Annotated in this window: 27 protein-coding genes; 17 read left to right on the forward strand and 10 right to left on the reverse strand. The window is 47.9% G+C overall.

Annotated elements, in window-relative coordinates; all coding sequences use genetic code 11:
* Positions 1-276 precede the first annotated feature (276 nt).
* The 4 genes from KNQ18_RS11955 to folE2 form a co-directional block, all read right to left on the reverse strand.
* A complete protein-coding gene (locus KNQ18_RS11955; RefSeq protein ID WP_023466771.1) occupies positions 277-2,070 on the reverse strand; it encodes a carbon starvation CstA family protein in 1,794 nt (597 codons plus the stop codon).
* 139 nt (positions 2,071-2,209) lie between these two features.
* Positions 2,210-2,905 carry a LytR/AlgR family response regulator transcription factor gene (locus tag KNQ18_RS11960; RefSeq protein WP_029343193.1) on the reverse strand — a complete coding sequence of 232 codons (696 nt, stop codon included), beginning with the start codon at positions 2,903-2,905 and terminating at the stop codon, positions 2,210-2,212.
* A complete protein-coding gene (locus KNQ18_RS11965; protein WP_214724849.1) occupies positions 2,886-4,652 on the reverse strand; it encodes a LytS/YhcK type 5TM receptor domain-containing protein in 1,767 nt (588 codons plus the stop codon). The genes KNQ18_RS11960 and KNQ18_RS11965 overlap by 20 nt, the downstream gene beginning before the upstream one ends.
* A 109-nt stretch (positions 4,653-4,761) precedes the next feature.
* Positions 4,762-5,667 (reverse strand): GTP cyclohydrolase FolE2, encoded by a 906-nt coding sequence (gene folE2, locus KNQ18_RS11970; protein ID WP_149426664.1) that lies wholly within the window; start codon positions 5,665-5,667, stop codon positions 4,762-4,764.
* 330 nt (positions 5,668-5,997) lie between these two features.
* On the opposite strand from folE2, the gene KNQ18_RS11975 reads away from it, so the two are divergent.
* The 9 genes from KNQ18_RS11975 (at position 5,998) to KNQ18_RS12015 (ending at position 13,194) form a co-directional block, all read left to right on the forward strand.
* Positions 5,998-6,855, forward strand: a complete 858-nt coding sequence (locus KNQ18_RS11975; protein ID WP_035399265.1) for a TerC family protein — start codon at positions 5,998-6,000, stop codon at positions 6,853-6,855.
* Between the two features lie 165 nt (positions 6,856-7,020).
* Positions 7,021-7,785 (forward strand): TerC family protein, encoded by a 765-nt coding sequence (locus tag KNQ18_RS11980; RefSeq protein ID WP_029343196.1) that lies wholly within the window; start codon positions 7,021-7,023, stop codon positions 7,783-7,785.
* A gap of 51 nt (positions 7,786-7,836) precedes the next feature.
* On the forward strand, positions 7,837-8,970 hold the full coding sequence (locus KNQ18_RS11985; protein ID WP_023466777.1) for a YfbR-like 5'-deoxynucleotidase: 1,134 nt from the start codon (positions 7,837-7,839) through the stop codon (positions 8,968-8,970).
* Complete coding sequence (locus KNQ18_RS11990; RefSeq protein WP_058714063.1) at positions 8,967-10,169, forward strand: multidrug effflux MFS transporter; 1,203 nt, start codon at positions 8,967-8,969, stop codon at positions 10,167-10,169. The genes KNQ18_RS11985 and KNQ18_RS11990 overlap by 4 nt, the downstream gene beginning before the upstream one ends.
* Positions 10,170-10,320: 151 nt before the next feature.
* Complete coding sequence (locus tag KNQ18_RS11995) at positions 10,321-10,548, forward strand: hypothetical protein (RefSeq protein ID WP_215084939.1); 228 nt, start codon at positions 10,321-10,323, stop codon at positions 10,546-10,548.
* Positions 10,538-11,059, forward strand: coding sequence for an NfeD family membrane protein (locus KNQ18_RS12000; protein WP_215084941.1), 522 nt, complete (start codon positions 10,538-10,540; stop codon positions 11,057-11,059). Before KNQ18_RS11995 ends, KNQ18_RS12000 begins: the two co-directional genes overlap by 11 nt.
* Complete coding sequence (locus KNQ18_RS12005) at positions 11,056-12,576, forward strand: flotillin lipid rafts scaffold protein FloT (protein ID WP_029343201.1); 1,521 nt, start codon at positions 11,056-11,058, stop codon at positions 12,574-12,576. Before KNQ18_RS12000 ends, KNQ18_RS12005 begins: the two co-directional genes overlap by 4 nt.
* On the forward strand, positions 12,576-12,986 hold the full coding sequence (locus KNQ18_RS12010) for a hypothetical protein (RefSeq protein ID WP_215084943.1): 411 nt from the start codon (positions 12,576-12,578) through the stop codon (positions 12,984-12,986). Before KNQ18_RS12005 ends, KNQ18_RS12010 begins: the two co-directional genes overlap by 1 nt.
* Positions 12,979-13,194: a hypothetical protein gene (locus KNQ18_RS12015; RefSeq protein WP_149426666.1), complete on the forward strand. Its 216-nt coding sequence runs from the start codon at positions 12,979-12,981 to the stop codon at positions 13,192-13,194. Before KNQ18_RS12010 ends, KNQ18_RS12015 begins: the two co-directional genes overlap by 8 nt.
* A 274-nt stretch (positions 13,195-13,468) precedes the next feature.
* On the opposite strand, the gene KNQ18_RS12020 is transcribed toward KNQ18_RS12015, so the two are convergent.
* On the reverse strand, positions 13,469-14,317 hold the full coding sequence (locus KNQ18_RS12020; RefSeq protein WP_215084945.1) for a DegV family protein: 849 nt from the start codon (positions 14,315-14,317) through the stop codon (positions 13,469-13,471).
* A 16-nt stretch (positions 14,318-14,333) separates the two neighbouring features.
* Positions 14,334-15,155: an octanoyl-[GcvH]:protein N-octanoyltransferase gene (gene lipL / locus KNQ18_RS12025; protein WP_215084947.1), complete on the reverse strand. Its 822-nt coding sequence runs from the start codon at positions 15,153-15,155 to the stop codon at positions 14,334-14,336.
* A gap of 145 nt (positions 15,156-15,300) precedes the next feature.
* On the opposite strand from lipL, the gene KNQ18_RS12030 reads away from it, so the two are divergent.
* The 3 genes from KNQ18_RS12030 to KNQ18_RS12040 all read left to right on the forward strand — a co-directional run bounded on the left by KNQ18_RS12030 (position 15,301) and on the right by KNQ18_RS12040 (position 18,763).
* Positions 15,301-16,608, forward strand: coding sequence for an HD domain-containing protein (locus KNQ18_RS12030; protein ID WP_075642766.1), 1,308 nt, complete (start codon positions 15,301-15,303; stop codon positions 16,606-16,608).
* Positions 16,605-17,462, forward strand: a complete 858-nt coding sequence (locus KNQ18_RS12035) for a phosphotransferase family protein (protein ID WP_214805897.1) — start codon at positions 16,605-16,607, stop codon at positions 17,460-17,462. The genes KNQ18_RS12030 and KNQ18_RS12035 overlap by 4 nt, the downstream gene beginning before the upstream one ends.
* Positions 17,463-17,584: 122 nt before the next feature.
* Entirely contained in the window at positions 17,585-18,763 is a 1,179-nt protein-coding gene (locus tag KNQ18_RS12040; RefSeq protein ID WP_023466789.1) for a NupC/NupG family nucleoside CNT transporter, read from the forward strand.
* 55 nt (positions 18,764-18,818) lie between these two features.
* Here the strand turns inward: KNQ18_RS12040 and KNQ18_RS12045 are convergent, their stop codons facing one another.
* Positions 18,819-19,463, reverse strand: coding sequence for an NAD(P)-dependent oxidoreductase (locus KNQ18_RS12045; protein ID WP_214805900.1), 645 nt, complete (start codon positions 19,461-19,463; stop codon positions 18,819-18,821).
* A 72-nt stretch (positions 19,464-19,535) separates the two neighbouring features.
* Positions 19,536-19,721 (reverse strand): 2-hydroxymuconate tautomerase, encoded by a 186-nt coding sequence (locus tag KNQ18_RS12050; protein WP_023466792.1) that lies wholly within the window; start codon positions 19,719-19,721, stop codon positions 19,536-19,538.
* Positions 19,722-19,889: 168 nt separating this feature from the next.
* On the opposite strand from KNQ18_RS12050, the gene KNQ18_RS12055 reads away from it, so the two are divergent.
* Entirely contained in the window at positions 19,890-20,414 is a 525-nt protein-coding gene (locus tag KNQ18_RS12055; RefSeq protein ID WP_058265479.1) for a hypothetical protein, read from the forward strand.
* A gap of 65 nt (positions 20,415-20,479) precedes the next feature.
* Entirely contained in the window at positions 20,480-20,974 is a 495-nt protein-coding gene (locus tag KNQ18_RS12060; protein WP_023466794.1) for a YwhD family protein, read from the forward strand.
* A gap of 35 nt (positions 20,975-21,009) precedes the next feature.
* On the opposite strand, the gene KNQ18_RS12065 is transcribed toward KNQ18_RS12060, so the two are convergent.
* Both KNQ18_RS12065 and KNQ18_RS12070 read right to left on the reverse strand, forming a co-directional pair.
* Entirely contained in the window at positions 21,010-21,855 is an 846-nt protein-coding gene (locus KNQ18_RS12065) for a metallophosphoesterase (RefSeq protein ID WP_023466795.1), read from the reverse strand.
* A 90-nt stretch (positions 21,856-21,945) separates the two neighbouring features.
* Positions 21,946-23,502, reverse strand: coding sequence for a BCCT family transporter (locus KNQ18_RS12070; RefSeq protein WP_214724867.1), 1,557 nt, complete (start codon positions 23,500-23,502; stop codon positions 21,946-21,948).
* Between the two features lie 378 nt (positions 23,503-23,880).
* On the opposite strand from KNQ18_RS12070, the gene KNQ18_RS12075 reads away from it, so the two are divergent.
* From KNQ18_RS12075 to speB, 3 genes are all read left to right on the forward strand, one after another.
* Entirely contained in the window at positions 23,881-24,552 is a 672-nt protein-coding gene (locus KNQ18_RS12075) for an NAD(P)H-dependent oxidoreductase (RefSeq protein ID WP_214805903.1), read from the forward strand.
* 144 nt (positions 24,553-24,696) lie between these two features.
* On the forward strand, positions 24,697-25,539 hold the full coding sequence (gene speE, locus KNQ18_RS12080) for a polyamine aminopropyltransferase (protein ID WP_023466799.1): 843 nt from the start codon (positions 24,697-24,699) through the stop codon (positions 25,537-25,539).
* Between the two features lie 114 nt (positions 25,540-25,653).
* Positions 25,654-26,526, forward strand: coding sequence for an agmatinase (speB, locus tag KNQ18_RS12085; RefSeq protein WP_023466800.1), 873 nt, complete (start codon positions 25,654-25,656; stop codon positions 26,524-26,526).
* Positions 26,527-26,539 lie beyond the last annotated feature (13 nt).

A 26,539-nucleotide genomic window follows, 5' to 3' on the forward strand; every position in this document is an offset into this window, starting at 1 on the left:
TGAGATACGAAAAGAGGCTGATTCAAAAAAGAATGACGCATCTTTTCACGCCCTTTCCTCAGGCGAGACACAAGCCAGTTTTCCTGCCTTATTAAAGCAGGAAAGCGGGTCTTGTTTGTCTCTGACAGCGCAAAGATGCGCTTTTTCCTGTAGGAGTTGCGTGAAACACGTCATTCTTTTTGTTATGAGATAAGGGTGGCAGATCATCATTCTGCCACCCTTACCTTTGTGGAAACTGACTTTTGAGTCAGCCCCTTTGTCATATGACCAATCCACTTACGCAGATCGTTTTTGATTTTCCCAACGAGGTGAATTCAACAGTTCAATCCATTTCTTGACGGCTGAGATCGTGATGACGATCGCGAGCAGTCCCATCGTTACCGACAAGACCGTATTCAAGATGCTGAAACCTGGAGAATCGGGATTCGCATAGACGTTTGCGACCATCCAGATATCCGCGAACGTTACCGTGATCAGAAGGTAGACGAGCGGGATGAACGTCGTCAGCGCATAGACTTTTTTATCGGCGATTTTCAAGATGATCGTCGTTCCGATGATCAAGCCGATTGAAGCCATCAGCTGATTCGATACCCCGAATAATGCCCAAATCGAACCGATGTCACCCGAAAACAGGAGATAGCCCCAGAAGAACGTCCCGAGTGCCGAAGCGAAGATCGCACCTGGAATCCAGTCGACACGTTTGAGTGGTTTGTAGAACTCCCCGAAGAAATCTTGAATCAAGTAACGGGCGACGCGTGTTCCTGCATCGATTGCGGTTAAGATGAAGACCGCTTCGAATAGAATGACGAATTGGAAGAAGAATCCGGCAATCTCTTTGAACCACGGGATGGCGCGGAAGATGAATGTCATACCGACGGCGAGTGAGACGGCACCACCTGTTCGACCTGCCAGATCGAGACCGATTTCACGGGATAAATCATCAAGATAGACCGTGCTCATACCAAGCGTCGCGAATACTTCTGGTGTTGAGTTGATGGCGAAGTAATCACCGACTTCAAGCGATGTCGCAGCGATCAATGCCATGACGGCAACAAGACATTCGACAAGCATAGCACCGAAGGCAACGGGTTTGATGTCGCTCCATCGATTGATCATCTTCGGTGTCGTACCAGAACCAACGAAGGCGTGGAAACCAGATATCGCACCACAGGCAATCGTGATCGAGATGAATGGCCAGACTGGACCAGCGATGATTGGACCACCACCATCAACGAACTTCGTGAATGCTGGGAATCGAATGTCCGGGTTGATGATGAAGACACCAACGATCAAGGCAAGAAAGACACCGATTTTCATAAAACTCGATAAATAGTCGCGAGGTGCGAGTAAGAGCCACACTGGCAGTGCAGCGGCAAAGAACGCATAAATCGGTAAAGCAATCGCGAGTTGACGGGATGAAAGGTCGAACCAGTCACCGATGAATGTTTCCGTTAACTGAGGACCAAAACCAATTGCCGCTAAAATCAGTAAGAAACCAACCGTTGAAGCAAGTGCTAGATTGCCACCTTTACGTAAGTAAATCCCAACGAACATCGCGATCGGAATCGTCGAGAAGACAGCGAATGTACCCCATGGGTTATGTTCAAGTGCGTGCAAGACGACCATCGATAGACCGGCCATCGTGATCGTGATGATGAAGAGCATCGCCAGACCGGCACAAAAACCAGCGACTGGTCCCAGCTCTTTTTTAGCGACTTCAGACAGCGACTGACCGTCTTGGCGCATCGAGGCAAAAAGAACAACCATATCATGGACCGCTCCACCGATGACGGCACCGATTAAGAGCCACAGTAAGCCGGGGAGATATCCGAACTGAGCAGCAAGGACAGGTCCGACGAGTGGACCGGCAGCAGCGATTGCCGCAAAATGGTGTCCGAACGAGACCCATTTGTTCGTTGGGACGTAATCTTTTCCATCCGCTAATTTATGAGCGGGCGTTTCGCGATCATCTTTGATTTTTAAGACTTTCGCAGCCATGAACGTGCCGTAGAGACGATACGCGATTAATAAGATACAGATGACAGCAATAACGATTGGAGTAGCGCTCATCTAAAATTCCTCCTCTTGAATGAACTATGATGGATTTAGTATACAAGTTATGGAAGCGCTTTCTTTGATTTTTAGATGAGTTGTCGGTTTCGTTCGATGAAAGGTTGAAAATGGACCTTGAATCACAAAAAAGAAGCGCTCAAATACCGAGCGCTTCTTTCAGTAGTTTGACATACGTCCGACTGACTGGCACATCAATCTGATGAATTTTTAAATTATAGGCTCCGTTGAACCAAGGTTCGATTGCATCGATTGCTGATAAGTTGACGAGGTACGAGCGGTGAACCCGTAAAAAGCGATGATCTTGAAGCTTTCGTTCGAGTTCGAGTAAGGTCTCGTTCGATGGATACGCCTCATGTTCCGTGACGATCTTCGTCTTCCCGTTCTCAGCGACGATGTAATCGATATCTTGAGGAGACAATAATTTCAGCTGTTCGCCCGTCTCAACGGCTAAACGTTCAAGTCGAGGTGCTTTTTTCGGAAGCGGTCGCGCAACTTTTTCAATCGCACGGACAATCCGTGCCGGATCATACGGTTTCAAGATGTAATCATAGGCATTGAGCTCAAACGCTTCAAGCGCATGAGCATCATATGCCGTCACAAACAGCAAAGCTGGTGGACGTGGCATCGATTTCAAGCGTTTGGCGACTTCAAGACCACTTCCGTCCGTTAGCTCGATATCGAGAAAGACTAAGTCAGGTTGAAGGGAGCGAACGAGTCGTTCGGCTTCCTCGACACTGCCGGTTTCCCCGACGACTTCAAGACCGGCTGCGGTCACGTGATAACGGAGCTCGTCGCGTGCGAGCGGTTCATCTTCAATCAACAAGGTGCGCATGCTGGATCTCCTTTCTGAGTTCAATCGGGAGACGAATCGCGATCGTTGTGCCGTTTTGACCGTCACTCGTGATCGTAAACTGTCCCTTTTCACCATATAAACTTCGAATCCGTTCTGCCGTATTGAATAATGCGGTACCGGTGCCCGAGGACGGAACGACTTCTCGACCGAGACGAGCAAGGCGCGAAGCGTCAATGCCGCGTCCGTTGTCGACGACTTCGAGACACAGCTGGTCTGCCTCACACCATGCCGTCACACCGACATATCCTGTCTGTTCAGAAGAAAACGCATGAAGGAACGCATTTTCGATCAACGGTTGTAAGATGAACGGTGGAACGAGTAAAGACGTCGTCTCGTCTGCTAAATCAATGTCGAGAAACGGACGATTCGGAAAACGAGCGGCTTCAAGAGATGTGTATGCTTCGATGTGCTCGAGTTCCTTTTGGAGCGGAATTTTCGTCGATCGTGCGCCTTGGAGGTTACTGCGGAAGAACGTCGACAATTCGAGCAACAACGTGCGTGCTTGTTCGACATCCGTCCGGCACAGTGCATAAATCGTATTGATCGCATTAAACAGGAAGTGGGGGTGAATTTGTGCTTCGAGTGCCCGGATCTCGGCATCTTTCAGTAAACCGGCTTGCCGCTGGGCATTCCCGAGTGCTAGTTGTGTCGAGAACAATTTCGCTAACCCTTCAATGAGTTCGACTTCGACGGCGTCGAGCAATTCGGCATGAGGATAATAGACTTTCAACGTCCCGATCGTCGTTTCCCCGACGATGAGCGGAGCGATGATGCCGGCTTGAAGCGGACAATCCGTTACGGGACAGCCGATATCGAGTCGTTCCGTCACAAGACGGACTTGTCCGTCCTGCAAGACATGCTCGGTCGGTTTCGTCGTCCAGTGACTCCCAGCTTGATGGTGGTCGCTCCCGATACCGATATGGGCCAGGATGACGGAACGATCCGTCAGTGAGACGGCTTCGGCTCGCGTTTGCTGCAACAGAATTTCCGCGACAGCTTCTGCCGTATGGATATGTAGACCACGCGTCAGATGCGGAAGCGTCAAATCGGCGATATGCAACGACCGTTCTGCTTCTCGTGCCCGAACCGTTTCCTCTTCTCGTGCAGCAAGACGGATGATCGATAAGAACAACCAGACACCGAGGACGTTGATCAGTGTCATCGGTACGAAGATGAACTGGACGAGTTCGACTGCCGCATCAAAGGGGCGGGCGAATAGTAAAATCAATGACATTTCAAACAGCATTAAAAAAGCAGTCAGACACACGGGCAATAACGCTTGGCTACTGAGGCGGTCGCGCCAATAGGATCGTAAGAGACCGCTGACACCACCGGCGATGACGGTGGAAAGCGCGCAAGCGAACGCTGTGAATCCGCCGAGGGAATACCGGTGAACCCCGACAATCAATCCGGTCATCAATCCACCGAGCGGACCAGCGAGTAATCCGCTGATGACGACGATCATCGTTCGTGTGTTTGCAATCGCTGATGTCCCGTCGACTTCTTCGAGCCAAGCATGAGGTAAGAATTCAGCTAAGTCGACTTTGACCCCTGTATAGTTACTTAAAATACCGTACGTCGCAAAAAACAGGACGAGGACACGAAATTGCCAGCCCGCTTCCGGTTGACGCAGCAGCCGTCGTGTCGGTCCCCACTGGGCGAGGATGAACGCTAAGATGATCATGATACCGAGTCGTTCGAGTAAAAAAGGAATCAGTTCCAACATGTGCATTCCTCCATTCGAGTTAAGTGTAAACGCTCGCAAAAGGGAGAGCAATGCCGGCACACAAAAAAGCCGTACTCGCTCGGTTTAAGAGGGAGTACGGCAGACTTACTTATTGTGCGTCTTTATCGAACGTGATCCGTGCGATCGCGTCATGTTGGTGAATCGTTTCTTCGTTACGGCATTCGACGTAGAACGAAGCAATTGGGTCCATTTCGTACAAGTCAGCAGCAATCAAGCGAACCATGTCTTCTACGAAACGTGGGTTTTCGTATGCCATCTCTGTCACGCGTTTTTCATCCGGACGTTTGAGTACTGGGTGAAGTGGCGCTGAGGCATTGGATTCAGCTGCATCAAGCAATGATTGTTTCCAGTCAAAGTCTTCTGCTTCATCACGTAACGATGCTTCCATCGTGACGTAACCACGTTGGTTGTGAGCACTGTATTCGCTAATTTCTTTTGAACATGGGCAAAGTGTCGTGACGTTGATCGTCAAGCCGACAGACAACGTCGCTTCGTCCGTTTCCGTGTTGACGCTGACCGTTTGCCATACTTCAGCATTCATCAAGCCGCTAAGACCTGTTGCAGGTGCTTTACGTGTGAAGAACCATGGGTAACGGATCGTCAATTGACCTTCCGCTTGTTCCATGCGGTCTGCTAAATCACGCGCAAATTGAATGAGTGACTCGTTCGTGACCGTCCAACCTTCGTTATGGTATTGATCAAGTTGCTCCGTTAAACGGCTCATGTTGATCCCTTTACGGTCTTGTACGAGTGATGTCGACAGTTCAAACGTCGCGACTGTCGCTTGTGTTTTGTCTCCGTCTTGGATGACGACAGGATGTTTGACGTTTGAGATTCCGACAGCATCTAGTGCGAACAGGAAGTTCTTCGGTGTATTTTGCAAGTCAACCATCTTATCTTTTTCAGTCGGTTTTGTTCCTTTGATTGGTGGTACCGAACCGAACAGCTTATGGCGCTCTTCTTTTGTTGGTAACGTAATCGGGTAGGTAGACATATTCATTGGCCCCTTTGTCCTTTTGTAGTGTTTCAATAGTAATAACATGACAGGAATGCTAGAGACGAGCAAGTCTGATGATTCCGCAAATGTGTTTCATCTTTTCATCGCTAGAAGTATTGTCTTGAATTTTATCATGAACGTTCAATAAACGAAACTCGCACGACTCAAAATCAACAGTTTCCATATTTGCAGGAATAACTTGCTTGCAATCGGGTATATTATCCTATAGTATATGTTCAGGTGAACGTGTAATCATTGTTTTTTTTGTCATGGTCAATAATTGAAGTTTTTTTATTTTACAGGTAGTAAGAGAAAGGGATGACAGAGATGGATTGGCAGTTACTATTACAGTATGCCTGGGTCGTACTCGTCTTGATCGCGCTTGAAGGATTACTTTCAGCGGATAATGCACTCGTACTCGCGGTCATGGTCAAGCACTTACCAGGAGAACAACAAAAGAAAGCACTTTTTTATGGACTAGCTGGAGCGTTCGTCTTACGATTCGCGGCATTGTTCGCGATTTCGTTCCTCGTCGATATTTGGCAAATCCAAGCACTTGGAGCGGCGTACTTGCTCATCATGGGACTACGGCATATTTATAAGACCGTTAAAGCCAGAAAGCTCGGTGAGAACCATGGGGCTGAAAATGAGCTAGATGAAGAACCGAAGTCGGAAGAGCCAGTTTCAAAAGGTGAATTCTGGCGGACAGTCGCGAAAATCGAATTCGCAGACTTAGCGTTTGCTGTCGATTCGATTCTTGCAGCAGTAGCACTTGCCGTTGCCCTTCCAAACTGGGGATCAGGCGAAATCGGTGGTTTGAACACAGGTCACTTCATCGTCATCTTAACAGGTGGTTTGATGGGTGTCGTCTTGATGCGTTTCGCAGCACGTGTCTTTGTTAAATTACTCGCAGAGCGTCCAGGTCTTGAGACAGCAGCGTTTGCGATTGTTGCCTGGGTTGGTGTGAAGCTAGCCGTTCTTGCGCTCGAACACCCGAAATACCACGCATCAATCGAAGGAACAATCTTTGAAGCCTTAAAACTTCCTGAAGGATTTGCCCACAGTACACCGTGGCAGGCTTTCTTCTGGACAGTCATGGTCGGTCTTGCTCTTTGGGGTTGGTTCTCTTCACCAAAAACGAAACCAAATCCAGATGCTGAAAAGAAAGTTGATCAAAACTTATAAGAAATGGAAACGATCCGTCGATGACGGGTCGTTTTTTTGTGTTAGGTTTTCTTAAACAATGGGAATAAAACACAAGGTTAAGTACTTGAGTCGAGCTTTCATCTTTTTCTTTCCGATCGACCGGCATATAATAAATAGACTGAACAATAAAGGGGATTCGTTAGTATGGATATTGGATTAATTACACAGTATGCGACCGTCGGGCTCGTACTGATCATTTTGCAAGGATTACTATCCGCCGACAATGCGATGGTCATGGCGGTCCTCGTCCGACCGTTACCAGACGATCAACGTAAAAAGGCGCTTTTCTATGGTCTCGTCGGAGCACTCGTCTTACGTTTCGTGGCAATCTTCTTTGCTTCGTACTTAGCGACGATTTGGGAACTTCAAGCACTCGGGGCGATTTATCTCTTTTATGTCGCGTTTAAAGGAATCGTCGAGGCACGATCGAATAAACACCAAGTACCGGACACGATTGCCTCACAAAAAGCCTCACCGAACTTTTGGTGGACCGTCGTTAAAGTCGAGTTCTCTGATTTAGCGTTTGCGGTCGATTCAACGCTTGCTGCTGTCGCCATGGCAACGACATTACCGATGATTGGTGGAACGATCGGTGGTCTGAATACAGGACAATTCTGGGTCGTCTTCTTTAGTGGGATCATTGGTCTCGTCATCATGCGTTACTTCGCGAGCTGGTTCGTCGTCTTGCTCCAAAAGCGACCAGGCATCGAAGAAGCTGCCTTTTGGCTCGTCGCATGGGTTGGTGTAAAACTGGTCGTCATGACACTCGCGCATCCGTCGATCGACGTCTTGCCGCATGAGTTTCCAGAGAGTACACTATGGCAAACGATCTTCTGGGTCGTACTTGCTCTGATTTTAATCATTGGTTGGTTCCGTAGCGGAAGCAGTTCAACCAAATCAGCAAAATAATACAATGGCGGGCAGGGTACTCTCTGTCCGTCTTTCGTTAGGAGAGATTTCATGCAAAACGGTAATTTCATTCGAATGCTGACGCGGATGCAAAACGTTCCACGATGGGATGAATATGCACCACGTTTTCCGGATAACGCAGCCAGTCACAGCTTTCGTGTTGCCTTATTCAGTTTGATGGCAAGCTATTTAGAAGAAGCAGACGGGCAAACACCAGTCGATCGCCTGACATTGCTCGGAAAAGCTCTATTCCATGACATGAACGAAGTCATCACCGGACCAATCAAACACCGGACAAAAAAAGAGCCAACGTTACATGCACACATTCAGGCAATGGAACAACAAGCAAGTGAACAGCTCGTTGCCTTACTCTCAAAGTCGCTTCAACCAGCGTTCACGACATACCTCGTGCATGCAGAGGATGAATCGCCGGAAGGGCGGATCGTCGAAGCCATCGATACGTTCGATGCGATGTTGTACGCACGCCGAGAAGCACGGATGACGGAGTCCGTCTTTTTCGAACAAAAAGCAGCGGAATTACAGGCTGTTCTAGAACGACACCCACTCGTTTCAATCCGTCGCTTGACACAGTCGGTCATGGAAGAGGATGAGATGTCTCATTTCATTGAAAACGTCTTGATGATGGATACGATTCGGCGCTGGAAAGGACGTTTCAATACGATTGATGATAACGACGCGACACATGCGTTTCGAGCAGCCTCGCTTGGTATCTTCAATGGTCTGATTGAATCAGAGAAGTACGGCGTCACGATCGACATCGAAGAAGTCGTCTCGCGTCTCTTGTGTCATGATCTCGTTGAAGGAACGACGGGAGATGTTCTTGGACCTGTCAAACATGCGACACCGGTCACAGCAGCAGCCTTCGAAGCTTACGAACGGGCAGAAGGAGAGACGTTGATTAATAATCTACCGAAAGAAATCCGAGCACCGTTCCGTCGGTTCGTCGTTGAAGCAAAAGACGAGACATACGAAGGACAGATGGTCGATGTGATCGATAAACTCGACGCATTGATTAAAATGAACATGGAACGGAAGTTGAACGGGGTCGAGTATGAGACCGGTTACCGCGCACAACTTAAAAAGGTTCAGATGACATATGAAAATCCATCGGTCGTCTTTTTCCTCGCTTATGTCTTGCATGATTTGGATTACGTGACGTCATGACGAAAGAAACCATGACCCCACGCCGCTTAACGTTGATCTTGATCCTCGGTTCGCTTGCTGCACTCGGACCGCTCTCGATCGACATGTATCTACCTGCTTTTCCAGATATGTCACGCTCGTTTGATGCGAGTGCATCACTGATTCAATTGAGTTTGACGGCTTGTATGCTCGGAATGGCGCTCGGACAATTGATTGTTGGTCCGCTGAGTGACGTTCGCGGACGTAAACGACCGCTGATGGTTGCTCTGCTCGCATATCTGCTCGCTTCTCTCGCCTGTGCGATGGCACCGACGATCGAAGTGTTGATCGCGCTTCGATTCATCCAAGGGGCAGCTGGAGCGTCAGGAATCGTCATTTCCCGGGCAATCGTTCGTGACTTGTTTGACGGACCTGAATTGACGCGGTTTTTTGCTGCCTTGTCACTCGTCAACGGAACGGCACCGATTCTCGCACCCGTCATCGGGGGACAGTTGCTTCGGTTCGGTGACTGGCATTTCGTCTTCTACTTGCTTGCGATTTTAAGCACAATGATGTTACTTGCCGTCGCACTCCGTTTACCGGAAACGCTTCCGCTTGATAGACGTGTCGAAGGAAACTTGACGACGACGTTGAAGACGTTCGGACGCTTGTTGACGGATCGCGTCTTCATCGGCTATGCGTTCGCGCAAGCATTCGTCATGGGCGCGATGTTTGCCTACATCTCGGGTTCACCATTCGTCTTACAAAATATTTATGGCGCTTCGCCGCAACAGTTCAGTTTTTTGTTCGGTTTAAACGGAATCGGAATCATCTTAGCAGCACAGATCGCTGGTCGCCTTGCTGGTCGTGTCGATTCAGAGCGGCTGATGCGAATCAGTTTGACGATCGTTGCGAGTGCGAGTATCTTATTGTTCCTCGCCTTGACGTTAACGGATCAGCTGATCTTCGTCATGATTCCACTGTTTTTCGTCGTTTCAAGCGTCGGTTTGATCTCGACGCTCGGTTTTACCTTAGCGATGCAAAATTACGGAACAACAGCAGGCAGTGCCTCGGCTCTTCTAGGGCTCTTGCCAATGCTCGTCGGTTCGCTCGTGTCACCACTCGTCGGGATCATGGGAGAGCAATCGGCTGTTCCGATGGGTATAATCATCATGACCTTAGATTGCCTGGCGCTCATCCTCTATTACGGTCTGATTGTTCGTCGACCGAATCGTTCATAAACGCTAATTATTCAAAAACGTTTGTCCTCTATATGGGACGAGCGTTTTTTCTTTTAATGAAAGGAAAAGAAATGGAATTCATTTTGAAACATTTTCTAAAAAATAAGCGTAGAAGAGAAAGAAAGCCAGTACTTCAGAAAGGAGTGGAGCGATGAAACAGGAGTTGCAGCGTGAACGAGAACCGTCGATTGAGGCAAGATTAGCACGTCATTTTGCCGCACAGAAAAAATACTTACGCCGTCAAAAAGAGGCAATCGATCAACGAGACAAAGAATTGGCTCGTTTATTGTTTGAGGAAAACCGGACTGCTTATCAAAGGGCTTACCACGAACTGTATGGCTCACATCCTTACATCGAGGTGAACGAAGATGGACGTTAGTACACTTTATTTATATGCGTTAGCGGCCGCTGCTTGTGGTGTGTTTGTGTCCATCCTATTCTCAGACGTCATTCCAGGCGTCGACCAAATCTTTCATCCCACGTTGATCTTATCTTTTGTCATCATCACGTCAGCGATCGGATTCGGACTCGAACAGCTCAGTCCGCTTCGTTCGATGTTGATTTTAATCATCAGCAGTGTGATTGCGATATTAGTGACGACGCTGATGCATATCTTTTTATTCGTTCCGATGGCACAAGCCGAACAGTCGCTTGGATTTTCGGAACAGATGCTAGAAGGTCGCAGCGCAACCGTCATCGTGCCGATTCCGACTGAAGGATATGGTGAAATTTTACTTGATGACGTCTCAGGACGCGTATCAAAGTCAGCCGTCCTGTTTGAAGGACCTGCCTTACCACAAGGCACGAAGGTGCTCGTCATCGAGATCAAACAAGGCGTCGCGTCTGTCGTGACGTACCCTCAACAATGGAAAAAGGAGATGTTTACATGAATCCAGTATTAATCGTATCGATCGTCGCGGTTGCGTTGATCGTTGCATTGATCGTCTTATTCATTACGAAGTACCGAACGGTTGGTCCGGAAGAAGCGTTGATCGTATCGGGTAGTTATCTCGGAGGACGCAACGTCAATACCGATGAGTCCGGCAACCGAGTAAAAATTATTCGCGGCGGCGGAACATTCGTGTTACCTGTCTTCCAACAAGCGACACCACTGAGTTTGTTATCGAGTAAACTCGAAGTCACGACACCTGAAGTCTATACGGAGCAAGGGGTACCGGTCATGGCAGACGGTACAGCGATCATCAAAATCGGTAGCTCGATTTCTGAGATTGCGACGGCAGCGGAGCAGTTCCTCGGAAAATCAAAGGAGGAGCGAGAAGGCGAAGCACGTGAAGTCCTTGAAGGACACTTGCGTTCGATTCTCGGGTCGATGACCGTCGAAGAAATTTATAAGAACCGTGATAAGTTCTCACAAGAAGTCCAGCGGGTCGCGTCTCAAGACCTAGCGAAGATGGGACTCGTCATCGTTTCCTTTACGATTAAAGACGTCCGTGACAAGAACGGATACTTAGAATCCCTCGGGAAACCTCGGATTGCACAGGTTCGTCGTGATGCGGATATCGCAACGGCAGACGCGGAAAAAGAGACACGCATCAAACGGGCAGAAGCTTCAAAAGATGCGAAAAAAGCAGAACTCGAACGCGCAACAGAAATCGCTGAAGCGGAAAAAGAAAATCAGTTGAAGATGGCAGACTACCGCCGCGAACAAGATATCGCGAAGGCGAAAGCCGACCAAGCGTATGATCTTGAGAATGCACGCGCGCAACAAGAAGTTACGGAGCAACAGATGCAAATCAAAATCATCGAGCGTCAAAAACAAATCGAGCTCGAAGAACGTGAAATTCTCCGTCGTGAGAAACAATACGACGCGGAAGTCAAAAAACGCGCTGATGCTGATCGTTACTCGATTGAGCAAGCTGCCCAAGCCGACCGTGCGAAGCAATATGCGGAAGCGGACGCAACGAAATACCGGATCGAGGCATCGGCAAAAGCAGATGCAGAACGAATTCGTTTGGATGGTCTTGCGAAAGCGGACGCGGAGCGGGCACAGGGGGAAACAGAAGCGGACATCATTCGTCTGAAGGGCCTTGCTGAAGCAGAAGCGAAAGAAAAAATCGCGCAGGCGTTCGAACAATTCGGACAAGCAGCGATTCTCGACATGGTCATTCGGATGATGCCAGAGTACGCGAAAGAGATTGCAGCACCACTCGGCAACATCGATAAAATTACAGTCGTTGATACAGGTAGTGGTGAAGGTGGCGGTGCGAACCGTGTCACCGGTTACGCAACGGATTTGATGGCGTCACTGCAAGAGACATTAAAGGCGTCGTCAGGATTAGATGTCAAAGAGTTGATCGAGAACTTCTCCGGTAAAGGAACAGCAAAACCGTTGACGGTCAACTTGAATTCCCATGATGCGGTGGCAGCGTCGAAAACAGAAGACTGATGGCAATCCGTGTCTTATTGATTGTGTTCGCACTCCTACTTTTTCATGTCACTTGGCCACTTCCATGGTATGCACTAGCGGTACTAGGCGGCGTCATTGGTATCATCAAAGGGTACACATCGGATGACGGAATCGCGAATATATTCAATATAAAGAAGGTATCTTACTCACTTTACGATCGACAAACACGTCAGGAAGCCGTTCTCGCTTTGATGTGTAGTCTGTTGACGGTCGACTTCCCGTATTGGTTCGCCGGAGTGACGACAGGAATCACGTGGCGTGATGTCGGATATGTTGGTTTCGAAGTAGTATCGACACTTCTGTTCGCTTATGTTTTGTTCCGTTTCTTATGTCTGAATCTATTCCGACCATTCTTGGAAACTGAAAGTAGGGAGCAAAGAAATGGATAGTTTATTTTTACTGCAAGAACGTTGGATGCTGTTGCTTCCGTTCCTCGTCGTCCTCTTGATCAACGTCGGGTTATTAACTGCCCTTCTGAAGAAGCGACGTGATTTACCGAAGCTGTTAGTTTTCGGAATGGGTGGGATGGCGATCGTGTTCATCGTCTCTTCGCTTGGATTAAGCATGGCACTGCTGTTCTTCGGATACAATTCATAAAAAACGGAGCTGACTCAAAAGTCAGTCTCTACAAAGATAGGGGTGGCAGAATGATGATCTGCCACCCCTATCTCGTAATAAAAAGAATGACTCGTCACACGCAACTCCTACAGGAAAAAGCGCATTTATGCGCTGTCAGAGACAAACAAGACCCGCTTTCCTGCTTGAATGAAGCAGGAAAACTGGCTTGTGTCTCGCCTGAGGAAAGGGCGTGAACAGACGAGTCATTCTTTTTTTGAGTCAGCCTCGTTTAATGAAGTAAGAATAAATGCCGTTAACGTGGAAGGTCATACCCAATGACGACGAGTCCCGGTCCTGTATGTGAACCGATCGCTGCGCCGGCGATCGTCAAGATGACTTCGCTTGGTGAAAACTGTGCTTCAATCAATTGTTTTAATTGTTCTGCGCGTTCGATCGAATCCCCATGACCAATCATGATTCGATGTCCGTCAATTGCGGGACGTGCTTCTTCCATCCACTCGACGATCCGGTTCATGACTTTTTTCTGACCACGGATCTTCTCTTTTGGAATCAACTTCCCGTCTTCGACTGTCAATAGTGGCAAGATCGATAAGAGACCACCAATGAAGGCGCTAGCTCGCGAAACACGTCCACCGCGCATCAAATATTCGAGTGATTCGACTGTAAACAGATGACGAATCGTATTTACCTTGGCTTCAGCATAAGCCACTGTTTCTTCAAACGAATGCGTTTGTGCGTATTCTGCGACGTCGAGAACGAACAATCCTTGTCCTGTCGAAGCGGTTTTCGTATCGAGTACGAGATAAGGAACGTTCGGATATCTTTCTGCGAGTTCCTCTGCTAGCATCTTCGCGGTTTGATATGTTCCCGATAATTCGCTCGAGAAGGCGAGGTAGAGGAAGGGATCCCCTTGCTCGAAGTGACGCGTGAACACCTCGACCATCCGGCTGACTTCTGCTTGGAATGTCTTTGGTGCTGCACCGTCACGCATCTTATCATACAGTTGTTTCGGAGATATCGATTCTCCATCGAAGAACGTGTCTTCGTCGATCAATACGCCGAATGGCATGACCGTAAAATCATAAGCATCTAACATGTCTTTTGGTGCATCAGCACCACTATCTGTGATCAATCGGATCATCACGTTCTCTCCTTTCTTAACCTAGGGCTTTTTCGTTTCGATCAAGCATCCGACTCAAGTTGACGCCGAAACGCTCATTCTCGAGTTCCGTCAAAGTTGCGGGCGTCAAATCAGCGCCGAGCGCAAGTAACGCTTCATATGCACGACGTAAGCACTCCTCGACTGTCAATGGAGTACCAAGCAGTTCCTCGAGTGACGCCATCGTTTCCGGCACGACGGTCGGATAAACGAATTTCGTCGTTTCACCTTGAAGCGCTGCCTCGTAAAAGTCACGGACTAAAGCGGCGCGTTGACTTCCACTTCCGTTGACACAAAGATAGATTTGAACGGCAACTCCGCCACGGACACGACGCTGGGAGATACCAGCGAATTTTTTACCCGCAATCGATAAGTCATAAGAACCGGGACAATACGATCCGACGACTTCACCAGCGACGATCGCGTCCGTTTCTTGTGCGAACATACGGCGGACGAGCGCAAGCATCGCTTCGTAACCACTGTCGATATCGATGCCGCCGCGTTCCGGTAGGACAAGTGAAATATTCAAGACACCAGCGTCGAGGACGACGGCAAGACCACCTGAGTTACGGACGATGGGCGAGAAACCATGTTCATGCAGAACGGCTACACCGTCAGTAAGATGAGGAAGACGGGCATCCTGGATGCCGAGGACGACGGTTTCGTGGTGAATCCAAGAGCGAAGTGCGGCTCCTTCTGTTGCAACGGAGGCACATAATGTGTCGTCCATCGCAAACGATTGTGTCGCATGGAAAGCAGTTCCGGGTGACGTTTGATCAAAAATACGATAATGTTCTTGTTTTAAGAGTTCGATTCCCATAGGCTCGTTCCTTTATTGTAGATTTGCGACATCATTATAGCACAGGGTGTGTAAAGTTTCTGTGCGAAGCGCCGCGGGAGACAGGAATCCTTGGAAACAAAACCGAACAACAACGACATAGACACGATTTAAAGGAGAGAAACATATGTATCAATCATTAGGACAATTAAAGGAAACGAAGGTCTTCAAGGATCCGGTTCATCGCTATATCTATGTCAGTGATCAGTTGATTTGGCAACTGATCGGTACGCGTGAATTTCAGCGACTACGCCGGATTAAACAACTCGGAACATCCTTTTTGACGTTTCATGGAGCAGAGCACACACGGTTCCATCATTCGCTCGGTGTCTATGAAATCACGCGTCAACTGATCGATGTCTTCAACGGTCGCGCCGATTGGGACGATCAGTACCGGGAGTTGACACTGGCTGCGGCACTCTTACACGATGTCGGACACGGTCCGTTTTCGCACGCATTCGAGAACGTCTTCGGTGTTAACCACGAGACGTGGACGGAGCGAATCATTCTCGGGGATACGGAAATCAAGAAAGTCCTCGACCAAGTCGGAGACGGATTTGCGGAAGAAGTAGCGTCGATCATCAACAAGACGCACCCGAATCAACTGCTTGTTACGATGATCAGCTCACAACTCGACGTTGACCGGATGGATTATTTATTGCGCGATGCGCATTTTGCCGGTGTCAGCTACGGAAAATTCGATCTCGAGCGGATGCTTCGAGTATTGCGTCCAGCCCATAATCAGATGGTCGTCAAACAATCCGGAATGCATTCGATCGAAGACTACATCATGCGGCGGTATCAGATGTATTGGCAAGTCTACCTGCATCCGGTGACACGATCGAGTGATTACCTATTAAAAGCCATTCTCGAACGGGCGCAGGAGTTGTACCTGTCCGCATATCCGTTTGCGATTGCACCAATCCATTTGATGCCGCTATTTGATCAGAAGATGGAGTTGCGTGATTTCCTTGGGCTGGATGAGACAATCGTCTACTTCTATTTTCAGCAGTGGGCGAATGAACAGGATCCAATCCTTGCAGATCTATCGGGGCGATTCGTTGACCGGAAGTTGTTCAAGTATGTCGATTATCCGGCTGAAAAACGTGAACTCGTCCACGATAAACTGTGTGAGTTGTTTGAAGCAATCGGCTTGAATCCGACCTATTATCTGCTTGAAGATAAACTCAGTCGTCTTCCTTACGATTTATATGGAGACAACGGGGAAATCAGCAAACAACCGATCATGTTACAGATGAAGGATGGACAGATGAAAGAAATTTCGCAAGTTTCACCGCTCGTTCAAGCCATTGCGACGTCACGCCAGACTGATGAGAAGCTGTTCTTCCCGCAAGAAATTTTGCATGACTTGCGCGAACATGCGAATGAGAAGATGCAAATCGACCAGTTATTGATTGGCAGCGTGACATCATGATATCGTCCGCTGTCCTTACGAAAATCTTGCAACAGCTTGGACAGGAGGGAGGAGAGGTCGAAGTCTTAAAAGGCGCGACATCCTCCCTTGTTTTTCGAGTCGGTGAGGGAATTCTTCGCGTCCATACGAATCAAGACTGGCTACATGAGGAGCCGGATCTTGTCTTGCATGAAATGTTTGCGTTACAAGCAGCAGGTGACTTAGCACCAGATGTGTTGGACTATCAAACCGATGTTAGAGACGAAGTCCCGCCGTGGTTATATATGACCCGCTCACCGGGAGAGATCCGGCTTGATCAGGTGGATGAGCAATATGTCGATCGACTGGCACAAATGCTTGCTGCGATCCATGCGCTACCGGTACCAGAATCTCGGTATGTCTATCAGCCGTATGCGACGGAACGTCACGTTCCGACGTGGACGCAGCATCCGGAGAGATGGCGTCAGCTACTGGCGGTCGAACCGGACGAAAGTCAAACGATCCGATTCATTCATCGGGATTTTCATCCGGTCAATGTGTTATACGAAATGAATGGAACGTGCCATACGATTGATTGGATTAATGCGTGTGTAGGTCCCATTGAAGTCGACCTTGCGCATTGTCGTTTGAATCTTGCCTTGCTTGAATCCATTGAGATGGCGGATCATTTTTTAAAAAGTTACCTCAAACAGACGAAACGTTCTTACGATCACGCGTGGGATATTCGGGCTGTTTTTGATTTTGGACCTGAAACGATCGACGTCTATCCGGGGTGGAAAGCATATGGAAGGCAAAACCTTAGTCAGGACAATGTTCGGGAACGCTTGGAAAAGTTTGTCTTGAAAGTCTATGAAAATAACGAAAGCGGTTACTAAATGAACTTTTCCTCTTGTAGTTCTTCGAAATATTGATTATTCTATTACTTGGAAAGAGATTAAACGTCAGACATCGTACGAATGTACAACTGATAAACAACTAATAGATAGAGGGGTACTTCATGAAATATCTTATCGCACTACTCGGACTGGCTATCGTTTTCGGCTTGGCACTCCTTGTCAGCAGTAACCGTAAAGGCATCAAATTGAAACCGCTTGCGGTCATGCTAGTTCTTCAGCTCGTACTTGGGTTCATTTTACTCAATACATCGTTCGGATATATCGTCATTCGTGGCGTCGCGAAAGTCTTTGAAAAACTGCTTAGTTATGCGGCAATCGGAATTGATTTCGTCTTCGGTGGTTTAGCGAATGAAGGCGCACAACCATTCTTCATCAATGTTTTGCTCCCGATCGTCTTCATCTCTGCTTTGATCGGGATTCTACAATTCACGAAGATTTTACCACTCTTAATGCGCGGTATCGGTTTCGTCCTATCAAAAGTCAACGGTATGGGACGTCTTGAGTCTTACAACGCGGTTGCTTCAGCTGCGATCGGACAATCAGAAGTATTCATCACAGTCAAAAAACAAATCGGTCAATTACCAGCAAACCGCCTCTACACATTGTGTGCGTCAGCGATGTCGACGGTTTCGATGTCGATCGTCGGTGCATACATGACGATGGTCGAACCGAAATATGTCGTTACAGCAATCGTCTTGAACTTGTTCGGTGGTTTCATGATCGTCTCGATCATCAACCCATACACGGTTGATCCGGAAGAAGATATTCTTGAAATCGTCGAAGAAAAACAAACGTTCTTCGAGATGCTCGGCGAATACATCATGGATGGATTCAAAGTCGCAATCATCGTCGGTGCGATGTTGATTGGTTACAACGCCTTGATCGGAATGGTCAACGATATCTTCTTGATGGTTCTAAACATCTCGTTCCAAGAAATCCTCGGATACATCTTTGCACCGTTCGCTTTCATCATGGGTATTCCATGGGCGGAAGCTGTCAGTGCCGGTAGTGTCATGGCAACGAAATTGATCACGAACGAATTCGTTGCGATGTTGAGCCTTCCAGAATACTCAAAAGAATTCTCGGAACGCACACTCGGAATCGTGTCTGTCTTCTTGATCTCGTTTGCGAACTTCTCGTCGATCGGAATCATCGCTGGTGCGGTTAAAGGATTGAACGACCGCCAAGGAAGCGTTGCGGCTAGTTTTGGTCTGAAGTTACTCTACGGCGCAACACTCGTTAGTGTCTTGACGGCAATCGTCGTCAGCGTCTTGCTGTAATCGTTACACATATGAAAGAGCAATGGATCAGCAGATCCATTGCTCTTTTTGTTTTTCATTCAGTTGATCCATGCGAAGCAATCCCGACACGGACGCGATGATGGGTTCCGTCACGATAAACTTCAAAGGCGAACTGCGCGACGTTTTCCCGGGGAATCGGTCCTGTCGGTGCAGTGAAGCGTGTCGTCTCGATCAACAGGTCGTCAGCAGCAAGTGCTTTGTCTTCCGTCAGTTGTGTTGGGCAGATGACGGTGAAGTCGACGTCTGCATCCTTTAAGGTCAAATAAGCTTTCAAGTGATCCTCTGCCGCAATCGTCGAGCGTCGACGGGACTCACTTGATTGGAAACGATACTTTCCTGGTTCTTCTGATGCATCGAGAATGCCTGCTGTACCGATGAAGACGATCCGTTCGATACCTACTTCCTTCATCTTCGTGACGAGATGTGGAATCGCTGTCGAGAGTACCTGCTGTTGATCGGTACCGAGACAACTGAAGACAGCAGTACTTCCTGCGAGTGCTTGTTCGAGATCATCTGGATTTGTCGCATCTCCCGTCAGGATATGAAGGCGATCATGGACGGGTAAGCCCGGTGACGTGGAACGGACGAGTGCACGAACGTCGTAGCCGTCTTCTAATAATCGATCAATCAAAGGTCGACCCGTTCGACCGGTCGCACCAAGTACAGTAACAGTAGTCATAAGAATTCCTCCTTAGAGATCAAGTAGATGGGAAAAAGAGACGTACGGTAACGACCGGACGTCTCTTGTTGTTTATTTATCCGCGAACATGACGCCAGCTTGACCGTAATCTGTTTTTTCCATCTCTTCGATGAAGACCGTGATGTTTTCTTTAGGAGCATTCGTCGTTTCCGACACCGCTTCCGTGACTTTTTCAATCAAAGCGCGTTTTTGTTCGACTGTACGACCCGATAACATTTTAACCGTAACATATGGCATGACTTCATTTCCCCCTCTAACATGATGACGATACGCCATCAGTATAGCGCATTCGATAGGGGATTCGTCAATTCGAACATCGTTTTCGAAAAAGAAGGGTATAAGGTAGGAGCTATTATTGTCGGAAGCGAAGGTAGTCATACACATACGGCAGAAAAGGAGAGACATATGGACGCAATCATACGGAAGAAGATTCATACGTTACTGATTTTTGATCGGGCGTTACCGGAAGATACGAATTATCCGTTGTCTGGTGCAAAAGGACTCGAAGTCTCAGATATCGTTTTTGAACAGAACATTCCATTCGGACGACTCGTAACGGATAAAGAACTCGCTCAACTGCTGAATCAAAAAGAAGCAAAGCGATACGGGATGTTGACGTTGCTTGAAGACGATGTACGTTTCAAACCGTTGTTTCAAAATCGAAAACCGACAGCTGACATGGAAGAAGAGGTCGAGGCGAAGGTACGAGAACTCGCGCATCAGTTGCGTGCGATTCGGTCGCGGTGTTCTTCGCTGGAACGTCTCTTCTTGTTCGGTCGTGCGGCGCAAACCCTGTTTGACCGCGCTTTGCTTCATCTTGAAGAGGTCAATCCTCCGGCACATGAGGAAATTGCGTCCATGACGTGTTATCGTCTCCCGACGATTCGCCGAGCATCAGAGGAACAATTACAGTTACTTCGTTATGAGTGACTGGTTGCAGACACCTCGGAATACGGTATGATAGAAGCAACAGGATTAAAAGGGGACAAAACACGATGGAAAAAAAGATTAACTTCAATATCATTTCAGATAACTCAACAGACGGTCATGGTGGATTTGGTGTCGGGACACTTAGCTTAAATAGTATGTCACCCGTCATCATTTCTCCGGAAGACGGCGAAGCTTACATCGATATGGGCGCGATGCACGCGAAAGCAGCAATCGAGAAACGCGTCAAGTTCACGACGGACAAAGCAGATACGCCAAACGGTAAACTGTACTGGATCGTCTGGGTGACGGTCGGTCGTAAGCCAGAAGGATTCTATTACGGCGGTGTGGCTGCCTGCGATCTGCTAGTCGATGCGGAAGCGCGTCGCGGATTCAAGATTCTTGCTGATCACGTCAATAAGATGGATAAATCTCTTAAAGGACGGATTGTCGTCGATCATATGGATGAGCGTTCAAAAGAATTGTTACGTGATTTCTTGCAGACACACAAACCTGAGATGTGGGAAAATGCTGACGCTGCTTTACATGAAGCGTTGGTCTAAACAAAAGAACGTGTGCCGCGGCACACGTTCTTTTTTCATGGTCGTTTCAGCGTCAAGACGACGAGTTCTGGATGATTGAACAGACGAAACGGAAACAGGCTGTTTCCGAGACCACGACTGACGATCAGTTCGGTCTGCTGTTCCTGATAGCGACCTGCCGTCACGGTTGGAAAGAATCCTTGACCAGGCGCATACAGACCTTCCGTAAACGGCAGGCGGATCTGTCCGCCGTGGGCGTGACCGGATAAGACAAGATCAACGGAACGCTCGGCATACAAGGATTTATATTCCGGACGATGTGCAAGCAAAAGTCGAAACGCATCAGGTGATACGTCTTGCAATGCTTGATCGAGACTTTGACGAATGCCATCCGGTTCTGATAGCCCTTCGCGCCACCGTGTCGTCGTCGGGTCATCGATACCAATCAGCGAAATTGATTGACCTTGGTATTCGATGACACGTGATTGATTTCGGAGAACGGTGACACCCAGTTGCTCAAGCTTTGGCAAAATCGTTAGATTGAGCCGAACCTCATGATTCCCGGTGACGAAGTAGACCGGGTATCGATCAACGAGCGCTTTCATGAGTGTAAGGGCAGCTTCTTCACCGTTTCGCCTCGAGTCAATCAAATCGCCAGTCATGACGACGAGATCCGGCTTTTCGCGATCAATTTTCTTCAGTAGTCGTTCTTGTTCATTCCCGAACGCCTTGCCATGTAAATCTGCTACTTGGACGACACGATAACCATCAAATGCTTCCGGTAAGCGATTTGACGTAACCGTCACCTGTGAGACATCAATGATGTTATTTTCACGATATAAAAACCAGCTTCCTAATGCGAGGACGCTGAGGGATACTAACCAGCGTGTACGTTTTCGCATGAGCCACCTCATTTCTTTCTACTTCGCATAATTCAGGATAACAAAAAAGACCTCCTTCCGTATGCGACGGAAGGAGGAATTCAAAACGAGTTAGGCATCTTGTTTTAAGTCTGTGACTTCTTTTTGCGCATCGGGTTCTTCCGATAAATCTTTGAACAGAGCGATGACCATCATTCCGACGACGAAGATGAACGGGAAGGCGGCTAGAACAGCTGCTGCCTGTAGGGCACTCAATCCTCCGGCATAAAGTAAGACGGCGGCGATTGAAGACTGGATGATACCCCAAGCAAGCTTGATGCGTAAGCTTGGCATGAGACTACCACCAGACGATAGCATACCGAGAACATATGTCGCGGAGTCAGCCGAAGTAATGAAGAACGTCGTAATCAAGAAGACAGCGACGATGCTAAGGAACGTGCCTAAGCCACCGAATGTTTCAAACAGAGCAAACATACCGGTTTCGACTCCTTTATCGTTGACCGTCGAGATCAGATCGACATTTTGGAACAATTCGTTCCAAATCGCTGATCCACCGAAGACAGAGAACCAAAGGAGACCAAAGATCGTTGGGACGAGCATAATCCCGATGACGAACTCACGAATCGTCCGTCCTTTCGAGACACGGGCGATGAACGTACCGACGAATGGTGACCAGGAAATCCACCATGCCCAGTAGAAGATCGTCCAATCGTTGATCCAGCCTCGTTCGTCTGGATTAAAGGCAGATGCCCGGAAACTCATGACCGGTAAGTTTTGCAAATAAGCACCTGTTGTTTGCACGAAGAGGTCCATGATGAAACTGAACGGTCCGAGGAACAGGACGCCAATCATCAATAGAACAGCGAGAACGATGTTGGCATTACTGAGACGAACGATTCCTTTATCGAGTCCTGATGCCGCACTTATCATGTAAAGGACTGACACAACGACAATGATGATCATTTGTGTCAGGAAGGAGTTGGGAATACTACTCGTTAGGAAGTTCAGTCCACCTGAGATTTGTTGTGCACCGAGACCGAGCGACGTCGCGACACCAAATGCCGTTGCGACGATAGCGAGTACTTCGACGGTACCTTTACCGGCAGAAGCATACCGTGGCTTCATCAATGAAGCGACAGTGTCACCAATCGTAGCCGGACGTCCTTTTCGGAACGTCGAGTAAGCGATAGCAAGCGCGACGATCGCGTATAATGCCCAAGGATGTAATCCCCAGTGGAAGAATGAATAGCGCATCGCGAGGCGTGCTGCTTCCGTTGGATCATCTGTTGCGACTGGCGGTGTATGGAAGTGCGTCAATGGCTCTGAGACACCCCAGAAGACAAGCCCGATTCCCATACCAGCACTGAAGAGCATCGCAAACCAAGAAATGAGACCATATTCAGGACGGTCCGAATCCTTACCGAGTCGGATTGAACCAAAGCGGGAAAAGATTAAAAAGATAGCAATGATTAAAAAAGCACTCATGCCGAGAAGATAAAGCCAGCCAAATCCGTTAGAGACAAAGGATTGTGCTTGAGCTGTGACATTTCCGAGACTAGCTGCACCGATTAGGGATTCCGGTAAGATTCCCCATATGGTAAAGAGCACACAGAAAATGACGGATACCATAAAGACTTTTGTGATCTTACTTTTTCGATTATTTTCCATCGTGTTCAACACCTTCTTTCGAATTTTACATAGTTGTTCTGTATCAAATGATGGCAACGACATTATCATTACCCCATCGTTCCGATAACAAAACCTAATCACGCAGGGTACTACCGTAACAAACATTTGTGTGGAAAAGCAAATCGACCGGGAAATGAGAATAAAGAAATCAATGTTTTTCAAGGAAGGTTAAGCAAAAAAGATTGCAATCAAGCGTTTTTAAAATAATGTGGAAATAAAGAAAAAGAAAACGTTAATACTATTATTTCCCGTTTCGTCTTAAAACTAACGTAAAGCTTGATATGAGCAAATCAGAGGCGGTCTAAAATCAGATTTGATATAACAAAAGCAGTCATCATTTTGAAGGAGGCATTTCTCATGAAAAAACAACAACAAAAACAAACAATTCTTGAAGCATTTCAATCTCGTCATGCGACAAAGGCATTTAATGGTCAAATGATCCCAGAAGACGATTTCCGGTTCATTTTAGAAACGGCGCGTCTGTCACCGAGCTCGTTCGGATATGAGCCATGGAACATGCTCGTTATTCAAAATCCAGAAATCCGAGAAGCCTTAAAAGAAATTTCTTGGGGCGCACAAGGACAATTACCGACAGCGAGTCACTTCGTCTTGTTCCTTGCCCGTACCGGAGAACAAATGCAGGCAGATGGTCCGCATGTCACGCAGATGATGGATTTCCTTGGTCTATCCGAAGAAGCGAAAGCCGGACGGACGAAGCGTTACGGTCTGTTTTTAGAGGAGGATTTTGCGATTGGTGATAACCCAAAAGCGATGGAAGACTGGGCAGCTAAACAAGCCTATATCGCACTTGGGAACATGATGTCGACGGCAGCACAAATCGGTGTCGATTCATGCCCAATCGAAGGATTCGACCAGCAAGCTGTCGAGCAATTACTCGTCGATCGTGGACTGCTCGATCGTTCTGTTTTCACGGTGCCGGTCATGGTCGCATTCGGTTACCGGGCAGAAGAACCAAAACGTGAGAAGCAACGTCGTCCGCTTGAGGAAATCGTGACGTTCGTCGAGTAAAGACGGAAGACAAAAATTTTCGAATTATATAGAAGTTTCTTTCGAAATTCGGTATACTCGCATTTGTATGATTAAGAAGCGCCGTAAACGCCACTCGCATACGAACAACTTTTGTCTTGATGAAAGAAAGGGGTTCTATCGCAAATGGAACAAAAATTAAAGTTATGGTTCACGGAACACCAAACGGAAGATTACGGTATCACATTCCGTGTCAACCACGTTTATGAGAGCGAACAAACGGAGTTTCAACGCCTAGAGATGGTTGAAACGGACGAGTTCGGTACGATGTTGTTACTTGACGGAATGGTCATGACGACAGATAAGGACGAGTTCGTTTACCACGAGATGGTCGCGCACGTCCCGTTGTTCACACACCCGAATCCAAAATCGGTTCTGGTCGTTGGTGGAGGAGACGGCGGAGTCATCCGTGAAGTCTTGAAACACCCGTCCGTCGAAAAAGCTGTTTTAGTTGAAATCGACGGAAAAGTCATCGAGTATTCGAAAAAATACCTCCCGAACATTGCAGGTGGATTGGACGATGCACGCGTCGAAGTCATCGTTGGGGATGGATTCATGCATATCGCAGAAGCAGAAAACGAGTATGATGTCATCATGGTCGACTCGACAGAACCAGTTGGTCCAGCGGTCAACTTGTTCACGAAAGGCTTCTACTCTGGTATTTCAAAAGCATTAAAAGAAGACGGCATTTTCGTCGCACAATCGGATAACCCATGGTTCACACCAGACTTGATCCGTGATGTTCAACGCGACGTCAAAGAAATCTTCCCGATCACGAAGCTCTATATCGCAAACGTTCCGACATACCCAAGTGGTCTTTGGACGTTCACGATCGGATCAAAGAAACACGATCCGCTTGCTGTTGCACCAGAGCGTTTCCACGAGATCGACACGAAGTATTACACGCCTGAGCTTCACACGGCAGCTTTCGCACTTCCGAAATTCGTTAAAGATTTGACGAACGGCTGAGCTCAGTCACTATAGCACACATGAACAGAGCGGTTTCGATTTTCGAAATCGCTCTGTTGTCAGGTAAAGAGGCGTTTGCATCAGCAAACGACCAATGAACAGGGGGAATGGATCATGCGTTTTGATGAAGCATATTCAGGAAAAGTCTTTATCGCGAGTCAACCGACTCACGAAGATGCAAAAGGAATTTTATACGGCATGCCGATGGACTGGACGGTCAGTTTCCGTCCCGGTTCACGATTCGGTCCGGCACGTATCCGTGAAGTCTCACTTGGTTTAGAAGAATATAGCCCGTACTTAGATGGTGACATCGCCGACGCGAAGTTGTTTGACGCGGGAGATATCCCGTTACCATTCGGGAATGCTCAAAAATCACTTGATATGATTGAAGAATACGTCGATTCGTTACTGACAGCAGGCAAGTTCCCGCTCGGTATGGGTGGCGAACATTTAGTCACGTGGCCCGTCGTCAAAGCGTTCGATAAACACTACGATGATTTCGTCGTGCTTCACTTTGATGCGCATACGGACTTACGCGATGAGTATGAAGGAGAGCCATTGTCGCACTCGACGCCACTCAAGAAGATCGCAAACTTGATCGGACCAGAGAACTGCTATTCATTCGGAATTCGTTCAGGTATGAAAGAAGAGTTCGAATGGGCGAAGACGTCAGGCTACAACCTTTTCAAATACGAGATCGTCGAGCCGCTTCGTCAAGTTCTTCCAACACTTGCCGGTAAAAAAGTCTACGTCACGATCGATATCGATGTTCTCGATCCGTCAGCGGCACCAGGAACAGGAACGCAAGAAATCGGTGGTGTGACGACGAAGGAATTACTTGAAGTCGTTCATATGATCGCGCGTGCAGACGTCGACGTCATCGGCGCTGATTTGGTAGAAGTATGCCCAGCGTACGATCAGTCGGATATGACAGCGATCGCAGCAGCAAAAGTATTACGCGAGATGATGATTGGATTCATTAAATGAAAAAGCAAAAGAG

The sequence above is a fragment of the Exiguobacterium sp. s78 genome (assembly GCF_018618985.1).
GTDB classification, from domain to species: domain Bacteria; phylum Bacillota; class Bacilli; order Exiguobacteriales; family Exiguobacteriaceae; genus Exiguobacterium_A; species Exiguobacterium_A abrahamii.